The sequence below is a fragment of the Nitrosospira multiformis ATCC 25196 genome (assembly GCF_000196355.1).
GTDB lineage: Bacteria > Pseudomonadota > Gammaproteobacteria > Burkholderiales > Nitrosomonadaceae > Nitrosospira > Nitrosospira multiformis.
Genome location: NC_007614.1, coordinates 2,945,190 through 2,960,768, shown reverse-complemented (window position 1 = coordinate 2,960,768; position 15,579 = coordinate 2,945,190). Strand labels below are relative to the sequence as shown.

Annotated in this window: 7 protein-coding genes; 2 read left to right on the top strand and 5 right to left on the bottom strand. The window is 58.1% G+C overall.

What is annotated here, in order from left to right; all coding sequences use genetic code 11:
* The first annotated feature begins 51 nt into the window (after positions 1–51).
* Complete coding sequence (locus NMUL_RS13430; protein WP_011381863.1) at positions 52–10,281, top strand: filamentous haemagglutinin family protein; 10,230 nt, start codon at positions 52–54, stop codon at positions 10,279–10,281.
* 245 nt (positions 10,282–10,526) lie between these two features.
* Complete coding sequence (locus NMUL_RS13425; protein ID WP_041352641.1) at positions 10,527–10,721, top strand: DUF3562 domain-containing protein; 195 nt, start codon at positions 10,527–10,529, stop codon at positions 10,719–10,721.
* A 107-nt stretch (positions 10,722–10,828) separates the two neighbouring features.
* Here NMUL_RS13425 and NMUL_RS15045 read toward each other — a convergent pair whose 3' ends face one another.
* The 5 genes from NMUL_RS15045 to NMUL_RS13405 all read right to left on the bottom strand — a co-directional run bounded on the left by NMUL_RS15045 (position 10,829) and on the right by NMUL_RS13405 (position 15,216).
* Positions 10,829–11,407 carry a hypothetical protein gene (locus NMUL_RS15045; protein WP_146063193.1) on the bottom strand — a complete coding sequence of 193 codons (579 nt, stop codon included), beginning with the start codon at positions 11,405–11,407 and terminating at the stop codon, positions 10,829–10,831.
* A 257-nt stretch (positions 11,408–11,664) separates the two neighbouring features.
* On the bottom strand, positions 11,665–11,982 hold the full coding sequence (locus NMUL_RS13415; RefSeq protein ID WP_011381861.1) for a DUF5132 domain-containing protein: 318 nt from the start codon (positions 11,980–11,982) through the stop codon (positions 11,665–11,667).
* Between the two features lie 550 nt (positions 11,983–12,532).
* Complete coding sequence (locus NMUL_RS13410) at positions 12,533–12,736, bottom strand: hypothetical protein (protein WP_041352640.1); 204 nt, start codon at positions 12,734–12,736, stop codon at positions 12,533–12,535.
* A gap of 118 nt (positions 12,737–12,854) precedes the next feature.
* Positions 12,855–13,028 carry a hypothetical protein gene (locus NMUL_RS16040; RefSeq protein WP_167535591.1) on the bottom strand — a complete coding sequence of 58 codons (174 nt, stop codon included), beginning with the start codon at positions 13,026–13,028 and terminating at the stop codon, positions 12,855–12,857.
* Between the two features lie 94 nt (positions 13,029–13,122).
* Positions 13,123–15,216, bottom strand: a complete 2,094-nt coding sequence (locus tag NMUL_RS13405; RefSeq protein ID WP_011381860.1) for a PhoX family protein — start codon at positions 15,214–15,216, stop codon at positions 13,123–13,125.
* Between the last annotated feature and the right edge of the window lie 363 nt (positions 15,217–15,579).

Sequence of the window (15,579 nt, the reverse complement as noted above, 5' to 3'; positions counted from 1 at the left end):
CATGCTCGGCAGTATGAGTGCTCCCTCCTGTCTCCTCGAGGAATTGGAAAGATGAATCGGAATATCTACCGGCTTATTTTCAACAAGGCTCTGGGCATGTTGATTCCCGTTGCGGAAACCACACCGTGCCAGAGTGGCAAGGCTAAAAGCGGTACAGTTCTGCTCATGACCGGGCTGCTGGCGACAGCCGCACACGCGGAACTGCCCGTGCCCTGCGCAGGAGGAAGCTGTGGCGGGACCGTTCCTGATTTCGTCACCGCCGGCCAGGCGAATTATCACGTTCATGGCCCCGATGCGGTGGTCAACCAGGTGGGCGATAAAGCCATCCTCAATTGGGAAAGCTTCAATGTCAGTCCTGGTCATTCAGTTCAGTTCCAGCAGGTGGAAAGCCTTGCTACACAGAACCTGGTGCAGGGCGCGAATTTCACGACACTGAACCGCGTCTGGGACAACGATCCGAGCGTGATTGCAGGCATCCTGAGCCAGGCCGTCGGACAGAATGCAAATGTCATTCTGGTCAATACCAATGGTATTGCCTTCATGGGTTCCTCTCAAGTAAATCTCAACAGCTTTACCGCCAGCAGTTTGGATATCCACGACAACTTCATTCTCAATGCTTTTCTCACTACCGAGAAGACGGTTCCACAATTCGAAGGTTCAGGGGGGTTCATCAAGGTTTTCGAGGGTGCGCGGATCACGGCTGGCAGTCAGGGGCGGGTCATGTTGATCGCGCCGACAGTGATCAATAAAGGTACCGTGGAAGCGCCCGATGGACAAGTGATCGCAGCTGCGGGCACCAAGGTGTTCTTGCGTTCCGCCTCGGCCGAGCCAGTGGATGCCAATGTGCGCGGGCTTCTGGTCGAAGTCGACAGTCCGGCGGGATTGAGTGATTTCGAGACTCCCCACACGAACATCAGAGACGGCAAGCTCGATGGCCAGGCAGTTGCGCTGAAGGATACGGCACTGGACAAGCTCGGCCATGTGACCAATCTGGGTGAGCTGAGCACGCCGCGCGGCAATATCACCATGGTGGGTTATGCCGTCAATCAGGAAGGGATCGCCCGGGCCACCACCTCGGTGATCGCCAATGGCTCCGTATATCTGCTGGCGAAAGATTCCGCCACGGCTCAGGACAGTTCGATGCGTGGCGGCCGGGTAACCCTCGGCGCCGGGAGCCTGACGGAGGTATTACCGGATGTATCCGATCGAACGGGTGTGCTGGATGGATTGACGGGCACTGGGCTGGTGCTGCCCTCTCAGGTGAGAGTGCTGGGACAGGACGTGCGCATGGAAAGGGGGGCTGTGATCAACGCGCCAGCAGGCAAAGTGGATTTTTTCGCGCTGGATAACCCAAGTTTGCTTTTTCAGCCCGGCGATCCGTTCAGGCAGGCATTCGATGCTCCTGCTTCCAATACTGCCCGCATTCACATTGACAACGGTGCCCTTATCAATGTCGCCGGACTGGAAAATGTAAAAGTTTCCACGGCACGAAACGCGGTGGAAGTGGAATTGCGGGGAGATGAACTGAAAGATTCTCCCGTCAACCGGGACGGGCCGCTGCGCAGCCAGAAAGTTTATGTGGACATCAACCGCGCACTGGCCAACGCCGACTCCGGCGCTCCCACGCTGATCGCGAAAGACAGCCTGCAAGCTTACCAGGCGCGTCTCGAGCGTACGGTGGCGGAAAGATCCACGGAGGGCGGCGTGGTGCGCGTGAACTCGCAGGGAGAAGCCATCATTGCTCCCGGCGCGGTGATCGATATATCCGGTGGTAGCTTGAGCTACACGCCTTCCAGCGTGAAAACGACCTTGCTCATGTCCCGGGGAGTATTGACCGACATTGCGAATGCCCGGGCCGATGTGCGTTATGACGGCATCGCCACCCGCTACGTGCAGGATTTCGGACGCTGGAACGTGAAAGAAGTAATCGACCTCGGTCAGACCTTCAACTATGACCCCGGTTATACCGAAGGCAAGGATGCCGGCGCTCTGGAAGTCATGGGCCTGCGCGCGGTGGTCATGCAGGGGGCCGTGCAGGGGCGCACGGTCGTGGGAGAGGTACAGCGCGACAAGGGCATCATGCCGGAGGGGGCGCGCTTGACTCTTGGCAGTAATCCGGTAGCGAACAATATCAACGGTCTCGATTACAAGCATAACCAGCAGATCGAGCTGAGCAGCGAGGGACCCTTGCTGCCGGGAAGTTTCAAATTCGGCGACACGCTGTCATCCGATCTCGTCAATAAACTGCGCCTCAACCCCGCGCTGCTAGGCAGGGACAAGGTCGCCAACCTGGAAATTTTCAGTAATCAGGCAGCGGAAGTGCGTGAGGCTTTGCGGGTGCCGCAAGGCGGCAGCGTGCATATCACGGGGCAGGGAGTGAAGGTCGAAGCGGACATCGCCGCCCCAGCCGGCTCAATTATGCTTCATGCAAACAGAAACGATCTTCCAGGACGTTCATCCGGTCCGCTGAATCTCGTTGTAACCGAAGGAGTCACACTATCCGCGCGCGGTGCGTGGGTAAATGAATTGCGTGGAGTGCCTGCAGGCTCCGACGAAGTGGGTCTGGTAAACGGCGGCAGGATAGCTCTCTCGGCTATTGACGATCTTGCTCTCGGGAAAAATACGCTGCTGGATGTCACTGGCGGCGGCAGGCTCAAGGTGGATAGTCGAGGCAGCGTGATTGCCGGCAACGGGGGTGACATCAGTCTGTCCGGCAATGCCGTTTCCGGTCTGGCTGATAATGTGCGCGGTTACGGGGTTGGCAAAGGCGGCACTTTCTCGGTTGCGAGCAATAGAATCCAGATTGGCGGCATGCCGGATGGTACGGCCGGTACGGTCAATCTCGATCCCGGGTTTTTCGAGCGGGGCGGGTTTGGCGATATCAATCTGACAGGGAATGAGAGCGTCGCGTTATCCGAGGGTGTGAAGATCAAACCCGCCGTCCTCAGCCTCGAATTGCAACCTGACTACAGCCTGAGACCAAGCGGCAGCAGAATGGAAGATTTTACGCGCCCAGTCAAACTCGATGATCTCGTGCGCGAGCCGGTCAGCTTGAGCCTTACGGCAGAAAATCCCGACGAGCGAGGCGCAGCCGATGTGGCAATCGGAGTGGGCGCGCATATCGAGGCGGATCCCGGAGCAAAAATCACGCTGGCAGCAGCGCGTTCGATGAACATACAAGGGCGTATCACCGCGCCCGGTGGCAGCATCACGGCAACGCTCGATCATAGCCACAGCTTCAACTTCAATGCAAGCAACAGTCTCTGGCTGGGCAAGCAGGCGTTACTCGATGTATCCGGCAAGGCTCTTACGTACCTCGACAGTCAGCGCCTCACCCAGGGCGAGGTGCTGAACGGCGGGTCAGTGACGCTGAACGCGCAGTTCGGACATATCGTGGCCGAGCCCGGGTCTCATATCAATCTGGCGGGGGCTGCGCCCGTCCACCTGGATATCCAGAACCAGGCCGGGGGCCTGGGGCAATGGGTAGGCAGCGATGCAGGAAGACTGAGCGTCATTGCGCGTGAAGGCATGCTGCTCGAGGGCAGCATTACGGCGCAGCCGGGTGGCGCGTCAAATCGTGCGGGGGCACTTGATGTCGTTCTGGGACTTCTGGATGTGGACGATGCCCAGAATAAAGGTTTTCCGCTCGGAGAGCGCGTATTGAGTCTGGGGCCGACAGGAACGTCGCAGACGGCAGGCCTCGCTCCCGGATCCATTATTCCGGCTGGACTTAACGGGAAAGCCACGATAGGCGCCGTGGCACTCGAAGCAGCAGGGTTTGACCGTATCGCCCTGAAAAGCCGGGATGCCATCCGGCTGGAAGATGACCTGAGTCTCGGCGCCAATCGCCTGTTGCCGTTGAAAGAAATGGTGCTGGACACACCACGCATTGAAATGGCAGGAGGCGAAGCTGCACTGAAAGCAGAAGCCTTGCGGCTTGGCAATTTCGATGCCAATCGCGTGGATGTGGCCAATACGCCGATTGCCGGCACCGGTGGGTTCAAGGCGGAGGCCCAGTTGCTGGAACTGGCGGGCAACCTGACGCTCAGCGGAATGTCACGTGCGGAATTCACCGGTGCTCAGGAGATAAGGTTTTCGGGTATAAGCAGTGGCGGCTCGCCGCGTCCGGCAGGCACGCTTTCAAGTGCAGCAGACCTGGCTTTCAGTGGCGCCGTCATCGCCCCCTCAACTTATAGCCAGATCAGTATCCTGGCGCCGGATCGAACGGTGGCATTCGGCAGCAATGCAACGCACCCGATACAGCCCCTTTCCGCGCTCGGCAGCCTGACGGTAACAGCCGCAAATATCGTACAGGGAGGCAATATATGGGCCCCGTTCGGCCAGTTGACCTTCAGCGCGACCGATACGCTTACATTCAAGGATGGCAGCCTGACTTCGGTTGCTGCCGGATCCGGCACCCTCACCCCGTTTGGCGTGCTCGCGAATGGCCGAAGCTGGCTTTATAAGCCGGAGGCCTTCGAGATTCCGCAGCTTGCGTTACCAGAAAAATCAGTTCGGGTGCAGGCAGCGAATATCGATATGCGGGCAGGAGCGGTAGTCGATCTGGCAGGTGGAGGAGCCTTGCAGGCTTACGAGTTCAGCGTGGGGCCCGGGGGATCGCGTGATATTCTCGGGGATGACGGCATCTATGCCATTCTGCCCGGCTATACGAGCGGATTTGCGCCGGGCGACAGACAGGAGAATACCGGTTTCGACCGCGGGATGGGAGATGCGGTTTATCTCTCCGGTGTATCGGGGCTGCCGGCAGGAGTTTACACACTGCTTCCAGCGCACTATGCCTTGCTGCCGGGGGCCTATGCCATAAGACTCGACACCGGCGTGCATAATCTGCTGCCGGGGCAAGCGTACAGCAAGCAGGATGGGACACAGGTCGTGCCGGGCTACGTCACCGACAGCCGGGCTCGCGATTGGGCGGGAACCCCGCGTGATGCAGTCTGGAGTGGTTTTGAAATACTCAGCCGCGAACAGGTCATGCAACGATCGGAAATCACGCTTACGCGCGCCTCGGATTTTTTTACGACCAGTAACAGTCGGCCTCAGGATGCCGGCCTCCTTTCCATGAATACTACCGGCAATCTCAAGCTGGATGCCGTTTTCAAACTGGCTGCAGGCACTGGAGGGCGAGGCGCCGCAGTAGACATCAGTGCTCCCCGAATTGCAATCACCAGCGATACGTCTTCGGGACCAGGCGGAGTCGATCCGCTGGCTACACGAATTTCCGCGAGTGCGCTCAATGCTCTGGGTGCATCAAGTCTGCTCATCGGCGGCACACGCAGCCGCGGCGACACCGCAAGCGATGGCACTACGCTGCTCGTGGGCGCTGAAGAGGTAACACTGGCCAATGACGTCAATCACGCGCTGAAGGGGGATGAAGTCATTCTGGCGGCAAAGGATTCACTTATCCTGAAATCGGGCAGTGTCATCGAGACTCAAGGCGGTGAGGCCGCCAGCGGGGACGGTGGCTACAATACAGCCGGTAACGGAGCGCTGGTACGATCAGCCTCCACTTTTGCACCATTTTCTCGCAGCGGCGGACCTGATCGGAGTCAGGGAACGCTGATCGGTGAAGCAGGCAGTGTTATCCGATCTGGAAATTCAATCACGCTCGATGCCACCAGGCAGAACACTTTCGCAGGTACGCCCGTTTTTGCTGACCGTCAGAATAATCCGATCGCCGGAAACCTGACGATCGGCGCCGCGCGTGTCAACTTCGGCAATGCTCCCTCAGGTTCCGAAGGCCTGACTCTCAGCCAGAGTGAACTTGATGGCCTGAACAACCTTAATTCGCTGACGCTGACGAGTTATTCCACTTTTGATCTTTATGGCGACGTGAGCGTGGGTGGCGTGAACGCCGAGGGCAAGCCTACGCAGCAGGCCTTGAATCTGCTGGGCGCGGGATTGGCCGGGCTGAATAACAGCGGTAAAACCGCTACCCTGCGCGCGACCAATATACTCATCGCCAATCCTGCGGCTGCAGCGTTTACGATGGGCGGAACATCCGGCAATGGGTCGCTGGCAATACAGGCCAACACCTTGATACTGGGTGAAGGCGCCAAATCTGTCGAAGGATTCTCCCAGGTCGCTATCAGAGCGAATGAAATGGTTGGACGCGGTTCCGGCAGGGCCGATATTGCCGCCGTTGATACAAGACTGGATGTGGCAAGAATCCGTGGCGAGCAAGGCGCCAGCCAGACTCTGGCTGCAGCGGGCAAACTCGATGCTTTCAGAAAGGAAGCAGATCGTGCGCTCGCGGACGAAAATACGCTGGGAGCGAAGTGGATGCTCTCGGGCACCGAGGTGATGTTCGATACGGAGGCTGATCTGCCTTCGGGACAGCTTAAACTCGCAGCAACTACGGGCAATCTTGAACTGGGTGCAAATGCAGTGGCGAATGCGGCGGGTCGCTTGGTGGCGTTCTTCGATGTAGAGCGCGCCTCGCCCGGCGGCGTCGTTGAACTGGCAAGTGAAGAGGGCAACGTGGTGGTGCAGCCTGGGGCGCAGGTGAACGTTTCTGCCGCATCCGGTGGAGACGCAGGCAAGGTGATCGTGCGCGCAGGCAATGGCACCGCGGCGATTGCTGCAGGCAGCCTGCAGGGCTCCGCTATGGCAGATACAAGTGGCAAAAGAGGCAATGGTGCGGGTTTTGATCTGGATGTGGCAGCGCTGGCGGATTTCTCCACGCTTAACACGGCTCTCAATCAGGGGGTATTCGACGGAGCGAGAACATTCCGTGTTCGTACGGGCGATGTCAGCCTCTCCGCATCCGATACGGTTAGGGCAAGAGAAGTCCAGATTGCCGTGGACGATGGCAAGCTCGACCTGGCTGGGCATATCGACGTATCGGGTAATGATGCGGGCCGCATCAATCTTTATGCAAGGAATGACGTCAACGTGCTGGCGGGCACGAAGCTCGACGCCTATTCCACCGGCAATGGAAAAAACGGCGGTGAAGTCGGTATCGGCACCGCCGAAGGCGGGTTGAACCTGGCTGAGGGCAGCATGATCGACGTGCATGGCCACAATAGCGGGCATGGTGGAGAGGGTGGCAGAATCCTCCTGCGCGCGCCCCGTCTGGGGAGTGGCGCGGGTAACGAAGTCGCCGTGGACAATATAAACAGCAGTATCAACGGCGCTAAATCGGTAGTAATCGAGGCAGTCAAAATCTATGATGGCATCGATGCGCTTACCGCCAGCGATGAGAGTGGAGAAAGCGGCGGCAGCGGTCCCACATTGAGCCTGGCTACTGTCAACGCCGACAATACCAGCTTTGCGTCCCATGCCGGAACAATTATGGCGCGTCTGGGCAAAACGGGCGAGAGCAGCTTTCATTTGCGTCCCGGCGTAGAGATACGTTCGACAGGCGATCTCACGCTTGCCAATGACTGGAATCTTGGAACCAGCCGCGCTGAGGGCGAACCCGGCATGCTCACCTTGCGGGCAGGGGGGGATCTTAAGCTGAACAGCAATCTCTCCGATGGTTTCAACGCAGCGACACCATTCAGCAGCGGAACCACCCCTGCCACGCTGCTGGTCGGAGATTCCTGGAGTTACCGGCTGGTTGGGGGGGCGGATACCGGCGCAGCCGATCCCATGGCAGTCAAGGCCGAGGGAGGTGATGTTACCCTGGCGGCGGGCAAGCTTGTGCGCACGGGCACGGGGGATATCTGCATTGCGGCGGGAGGGGATATCAAACTCGCCGACGGCAAATCGGTCATCTATACGAGCGGACGCACAGCCGATCCGGCTGATGACTTTGTCACGCCTGCAAATGCTCAGTTCAGCCAGGATGGCGGTAATGTCAGCCTGGTAGCCTTGGGTAATATAGTCGGGACACCCTCGGCGCAGCTCTACTCCAATTGGTTGTTCCGGCAGGGCCGGTTGAATGATTCAACCGGCGCATATACGCTCCAGCCTGCCTGGTGGGTGCGTTTCGACCAGTTCCAGCAAGGCGTTGGCGCCCTGGGAGGCGGTAACGTCACGCTGACTGCCGGTGGCAATATCGAGAATGTTTCGGCCAGTGCGCCCACGCAGGCGCGTATGACAGCCATGAGCCCGGATGCAGCCAAATTATTCAAGACCGGTGGCGGCGATGTGCAAGTGGAGGCCGGAGCGAACTTACTGGGTGGACAGTATTATGCAGACCGGGGGGCTCTGGAGCTGAAGGCCGACGGCAAGGTGGACAGCGGACAGAACGTGAATGGCAGTCCGCTCTACACCATCGTGGCTGTGGGTGACGCGCAGGCGAGGGTTCAGGCACGGGAGGATGTCAACATCCAGACCGTATTGAATCCGCACCTGGTGGTCCAGTCATCCGGCAACAGTACGGCATTCAACATCAGAAATGTAACCAGCCCGACCTGGAGCCTGTTTTCCACCTATAGCCCGCGCAGCGGCGCGAGCCTGCAGAGCCTGTATGGCAACGTGGCGCTCCAGAACGGCGGAGGAGCAGGCGCAAATATACAGAGTGCATATAGGGCGCCGCTCAACTTCAACATCAGTTCGGGAAGCTACAAACCGGCTCTGCTTTCCCTCCTGCCACCCAGCCTTTCCATTACCGCGTTTCGCAGCAATATCGCGCTGGGCGCCGTGGATGACTTCGTCCTGAGTCCGGCCGCCGATGGTCAGCTCACGTTGCTGGCTGCAAATTCAATCAGCATTCCGACTGTCGTATCCATGAGTGACAGGGACCCCGCGCTGATTCCCGGCGCAATCCGCCCAGGCAGGGAATCCAGCCAGTTTCCGAATACGGCGGTGAGCGCTGCTGACCTCGATCTTGTTCATGCTGCTGTTCCCGTTCACACGGGTGATACCCAACCAGCGCGCGTTTACGCGGTAGCCGGGGATGTCAAGGGCAATCCTTTCGAACTTTCCCTGGACCTGTCCAAGGCATTCTGGCTGCGCGCCGGGCAGGACGTGCGCGATGTTGGCATTCTGGCGCAGCATGCCAACCCTTCGGACGTCAGCCGTGTGACAGCGGGCCGGGATATCGCTTTTACCGCAGGTAACGACCGCGCCGGCCTGGCAAAAATCTGGGTCGGGGGTCTGGGGCGGCTGGAGGTGGCAGCCGGACGCAATATTGATCTTGCCACCTCCGCGGGGATCGTCAGCCGGGGAGACCTCGACAATGCTGAATTACCGGCAGGAGGGGTCGATATTGATGTTGCGGCAGGAGTGGGTGCGAAGGGAATCGATTACACCGGTACCATCGACCGCTTGATCGCCGATCTGGAAAAAACGGACGGGAGTCCGGACGATATCCTTCTGTGGCAGGCGCGCTGGCTGGTAGGCAACAACGAGCTGGATGGCGCCGGTGCGCTCCAGGCAGTCAGGGATGTGCGCGCTCTGGATGCGGATACCCAGCGCATCCTGGTGCGCGAGATGGTCTATTCCGCACTGCGTACCACCGGCCGCGACTTCAATAATCCGAATAGCGCCTATGCTGGAAACTATGAGCGCGGCTATGCGGCGCTGGAGCGGGTGTTTCCCGGTGTGCGCGAGAAAAATGAGGATGGAAGCTTCAAGAATTATCAGGGAGAAATCAACCTGTTTGCCAGCCGCATCAAGACCGAGCGCGGGGGAAATATCGAGTTCATGGTTCCGGGTGGAGGAGTGGTCGTCGGCCTCGGCAATACGCCGGAAGTACTGGTCAATACGGGCAATGATGTCCTGGGCATGCTGACGGTGGCAAAAGGCAATGTGCGCGGATTTGCCCGCGACCACATTCTCGTCAATCAGTCACGCATCCTGACGGTAGGAGGTGGCGATGTCCTGCTGTGGTCGAGTGAAGGGGATATCGATGCCGGCAAGGGCAAGAAGACGGCGACTGCCGTGCCGCCGCCGGTCATCAAGGTGGATGCCCAGGGTAACGTAACCCAGGAACTGCAAGGCGCCGCTTCCGGTAGCGGAATTGGCGCGCTCTCAAGCGGAGGAGTCAAGGCAGGCGACATCGATCTGATCGCCCCCAGGGGGACGGTGAACGCGGGGGATGCCGGCATTCGCGCCAATAACCTCAATATTGCAGCACAGGTCGTGCTGGGCGCGGATAATATCGCTGTGGCGGGCACCTCCACCGGCACGCCGGTAGCCGATGCGAGCGCAGTCACAGCCACTACCTCCGGCGCTACCCAGCAGGGGGACGACGTTTCCAAGGCCACGGCTGCCGTGTCGCAAAATCTGTCGGAAGCGGCACGGACATCCGATGAGATGAGGAAACTCAAGCCCACCTTTATCTCGACCGAGGTGATCGGGCATGGGGAATGATGGATTGCTCTCGACGGCTTGTCTGATCCGAACATGGGAAGATTAGCAGTTATTGCCCGATACCCGGCAGAAATTGTCTTTTATTCTTTCAGCATGAGCTTGCAACTGTAATTGCTCGGGGCCTATAAAGAATCCAGGATCGCCTCAATAGGCTGCGCAAAAGCGCATTTTGAATATCCTGGCTTTAGGGTAACCGGGGAGCCGATGATGGAAGAAGATTTCATGGCCACTACTGATCGCGTGCCTTGGCATCCGAGGATCTTTACGCTATCGACCAACTGGCGCAGAAAACAAGGCATCCTGCGGAAAAGGTAAAAAGAATTTATGCTGGTGTGATCTCAAGCCTGCGTTCGGAGGCTCGAATCCAGAGCTTCCTCACCTTGCTGGCAAGCAAGAAAGTGCGTGACATATTGCGCAAGGTCGGGAAACCCCCGGCGTGAAATTACTTCTGCGGACGAGTCGTGTAGTTGTGTTTTTGGAGCGAAGCCGAGGGCTGGATGATGGATATGAAGAGAGCCAGAGCGCCCGGCGCCCTGGCCTCGCAGGGTTAAACCCGCCTGTTGTTGTCTGGAACATACTCTGACGGCCGGGGACGGCCGGGGGGAGGAGTATATTCCGGAGGCACGCGGTCTTCCGGCGGAATGCGGTCTTCCGTGCGATAAGGAGTGCGCGGCACTGCCGCACCCGCCACGTCCTTTATGCCCTCCACGACGCTGACAAGAATGTCACGCACGCTCGTGACAGCGGTCGTGCCGATTTCGGCTATTCCCTGGGCTGCCGCGTTTACCGTTGTCCTTGTGACATCGACGGCTTCCGTACCAACCGCGCCCGTCGCCCGCAATGTATTGGAGATCGTATTGCGGACCAGATTGACGACGTCCGATTCAATTTCATCGATGCCTCTTAAGCTGCCGCCAATGCCGGTCTTTACGGTATTGCCTATGTCTTCCGCTGCACGGCCAGCATCAGAACGATAAGGAGGCGTCGTATCGACATACCTATCCTCTCCGCGGACATACCTTTCAGAGGGGCGATAGGTTTCATCTCTGGGCGGCGTGCCCGCCTCGGTATATCTTTCTTCCTCCTTCGTGCTGTGCGGGGGTTCTTCATCTCTGGGTATTTCCATATGCGTCCGCTTTTTTTCATCGGGGCGCGGTTTATCCCCAGGGTGCTTATCTGATTTCGACGTATTCATTTCAAATTCCTCCTAGGCAGGGTTACAAATTGCATGCATGACGATCATAAATGCTTCCTTCTGCTTCTCCCGTTCTGCTGCTTTTTATGCTTGCCCGCAAGTCTCTTGCCTGGACTCTCGCTACCTCTTGTCTCTCCCCAGTCCCGCAACAGATTTTTATTTGGCGAGCGTTTCGGAAACGCTATTCATCATTTCCGAATCTGGGGGGACTTGATCCTTCCTTGCGCATCGGGGGTCTCCGTTCCCGAACCCGCCGCCGCGCTTCCCTCCCCGCCGGTTTCCATCTCTGCTCTGACCTCGGCCATCAGGTCATCCACTGTTTCGCCCAACTCCGCGAATGATTCCCGCCCCTTTTCGTAAAGACGGATGCTGCCCTTGATGGTTGCTTTGGTAAGCGACCGGGAGGCATCGGTCAGGAGCGGACGCAGCACCGGCGCGAGCAGGCTGGCGCCAACGCCAGCAATCAAGCCGACGATCAGGTTGCTCTTGAAATTTTCCGAGGCCATGCTCTCTCCTGTTTCACAGTTCATAGTTATTTCTAGACAGGTTTTGCATTTTTACAAGTCCTGTCATAACACCTTAATATTCGAAACACCTGCTCCCGAAGTAGCGGTCGAGATGAATGACATCCCATCTTTGCATGTTCTACTTGCTCGGAGCCTGCTTTGGTCAAATGCTTCAGACCCGAAACGTTCTTTCCGGGAAAGGAGATTTCCCAGGAATCAGGGATAGAGCGTGGAAATTTGTTGATAAGGAAAGAATCCGGAATAGATTCTGATGAACCGGAGCGCGCCGGATTCTTGTTGCTGGCAGGGTAGTGCAGGTCCAGGTAAAAATCGTAACCTGCATCTTTTCCAGGCGGATTTATTCCTGTTTTCCCAATAGCACAATGCTTGGACTAAGGCTTATATTTTGATGATGCCCAGTCCCGGTGGAGTAGACCTTTGCCCTAACGTGAAAAGTGGCGCGGTCTTCGCGCCACGAGTATTGACTCTGAATGTCTTGAAAGTCGTCCAGAAACTCCACCGGATTAACGGAGATCCGGGCAGCCGGGGATCAGGTGGCAGTGCGCATTTCGCGGAGCCTGCGGCGGGGAAGTTTGCGAGTCTCGTCGTGATAAGCTGCAAAGACAGTGTCCATGTCTAATTCAGACCTGGATTTTCCGGTAGAACGAAGCTTTTTGTTAATACCTTTTTCCAGCCAGTGATCAAACTCATCCTGGGTGTAACCGTACAGATCGATGTATCTTCGTTTCTTCATGTTTAATATTTCTCTCAAGATGGAAACATGTCAACCAAGGAGGATGGGTGATTTCAGAAAAGTAATCTTCGATAAAGCCTGGGGATCGCTCGTACGTCGAGACGCATTTTGACAATCCTTAGATAAAAGATATGTTCGGTACCGCACCTTCGCCAAGCGGGCAAGCAAACGTTTTTTCCTGGACGAAGGCGGCGGCGATCAGCTTACCAGCCCGCTCCGCGAAGCCGCAGATGCGGCTGGGTGCGGAGGTGCGGCGGAAGCATCCGGAGCAGACTTGCGTGTCCTTCTTCATGAGTTGTTCGGATAAGCGCCCAGGTTCTGCAGGGAAAGGCTTCTCATGAAGGCAAATCAAAGATTCTTGAGCTGCTGCCCCAGCCAACGTTACGTCAGGTGCCAATCACGCCGCCATCATCTTTAGTGATGACCACCACGGCGGAGCGGGGCTTGGATGGGGAACCGCCCGCCGTAGTGGGGCCATTTTGACCGCTGTCGGGCCAGGTCGAGTTCTGGGTAAAATGCGTTTCCCAATCCTCCCCCGGGTGCTGGATGCCGACGAACAGGGCCTTGCCGTCCGGAGAACTTGTAACTCCGGTGACCTCGCAGTACTTCGGCGCAGTGAGGAATCTGCGCGTCTCGCCCGTGGAAGGATTCGCGCACAGCATGACATTTCCCCCGATATTGGCCCAGTCGCCAGTGGCATCACCTGCCTGATCGGTCTGTATCCACAGGCGGCCATCCTGATCGAACCAGAGGCCATCGGGGGCGCCGTAATCGTCGCCGTTAATATTGCCGCGATGATGCGGCTGCGGGTCCAGCTTGTCACCGCATTCAACGAAAATGTCCCATTCGAAATCCAGGGCGTCGGCCTTGCCCATGTTTTCGCGCCACCGGATGATGTGACCGTAACGGTTGTCCAGCCTGGGATTCGCGGCATCGACGGGAGGACGCGCACTGCCGGCAGGGGTACTTCCGTCGATGCTGTTGCCGGACGGCGGATTGCTTCCACGGCGGTTGTTGTTGGTAAGCGTCATATAGACTTCACGCGAGGCGGGGTGCGCTGCTATCCATTCCGGACGATCCATCATCGTGGCGCCTGCGCGATCCGCTGCTTGGCGCGCCTTGATCAATACTTCGGCTTGATCGGCAAAGCCATTTGCCGGCGTCAGTCCATTCTGGTTCCAGACCAGTGGCAGCCACTTCCCGCCGCCATCCGCATTGAACCTTGCCACGAAAAGCGTGCCGGAATCCAGCAGATCGCGGTTGGCCGCGCGGTTGCGGGGGTTATATTTATTGGCGCAGACAAACTTGTAAAGGTACTCGTTGCGCTCATCATCACCCATATATATGACGACCGTATTATCTGGGTCCACGACGCAACTGGCATTTTCGTGCTTGAAACGTCCCAGCGCAGTGCGCTTCACCGGCGTGCTCTTTGGATCCCATGGATCGATTTCCACTACCCAGCCGAAGCGATGCGACTCATTCGGATTAAGGTCGGCACGGAAACGCGCATCCATTTCGTGCCAGCGGTAACCGAACCCGCCCTTGCCGATACCATAGCGCGCTTGCCCGTTTAGAATCCGGCGCTTCTGTTCCGGATCGTTTGCGCCTGCCACATCTCCGGTCTCATTGGAGAAATAGCCGTTCCAGTTTTCCTCGCAGGTGAGATAAGTGCCCCAAGGGGTATGGCCGTTGGAGCAGTTGTTGAGTGTGCCGAGAACATTCATGCCGCCGGGGTCGGCGGCCGTTTTCATCAGATCATGCCCGGCGGCGGGTCCGCTCAGCTTGCAGAGGGAGTTGCCGGTAATGCGGCGGTTGAAGGCGGAAGTACGCTGGACCTCCCACATGCCGTTCTTTTTCCACACCTCGACCACGCTGATGCCATGCGCGGCCTGCTGTGCGCGCACCATATCGAGAGTGATGGGGGTGGTCGCATAGCTGGATGCGGGAGTGATGTTATTGACCAGAGGAGGATCGACGTACTCATGGTTCGTCACCAGCAGACCGCGGATATTGGCGACGCCGGGTGATCCGGACGATCCCATGGGAGGGAAGGGAAACAGATGCATCCCGTCCACATGGGCGCCGAAGGCGTGCAACTGTACCGTCTCGGTCATTGCGCTCCCCGGATTCCAGTGCGGCGCCTGGGTAAGAGAGTCTCCCCAGGCGACCAGTACGCGCGCGGTATAGCCGGCGGGAACGGTAACGGCGTCATCCCCGGGTGAGAGATATAGGTTGGCAGGCACTGAATCGAAACCGATGCCGTTCACAGGCGCCGGCGCTGCGTAAGCAAACTGCATCAGGCCATCGAGCAGGGAGCCGCCGAATGCCATAGCCGTAAGGCCTAGCGAACGTTGGAGGAAGGCGCGGCGGGAAAGCCTGCCGGCTTCGATCAGATCATGCAGGGATGCATTGCCGGATTCGTTGCTGCTGGTGCGATCGGGATTGTTCTTTCTATCAGCGTGGAGGGTGCTGCTCATCATGTCTCCTTGGTTCAGTATGGGGTTGTAACAGGTGGTTTTGTTTAGAGGTATGTATATGCAGGCTGCCGGGACGCGCTGCGCGGAGCGAATCTATTTTCATGAGTTCGTGCTACAGGATTTGCATGAGCACACCAGCCAGGAGTGGGCCGAACGGATCAGAGCGCCTTCGCTGCGGGCGACTGTGGAAGCCGGCCAGGGAAACCGCATGTCGTCCAAGGGAGAGAGGCGTGGTATGAAGGAGACAATGGTTATTCGGCACTTGCGGGAGAACTCCGCCCGCGAAAAACAGGATGGCAAAGCAGAAGTTCGGGCCGAACGGCCGCGTACCGGCCCGTCCGCCTGTTCTCGATTGCGATGGTT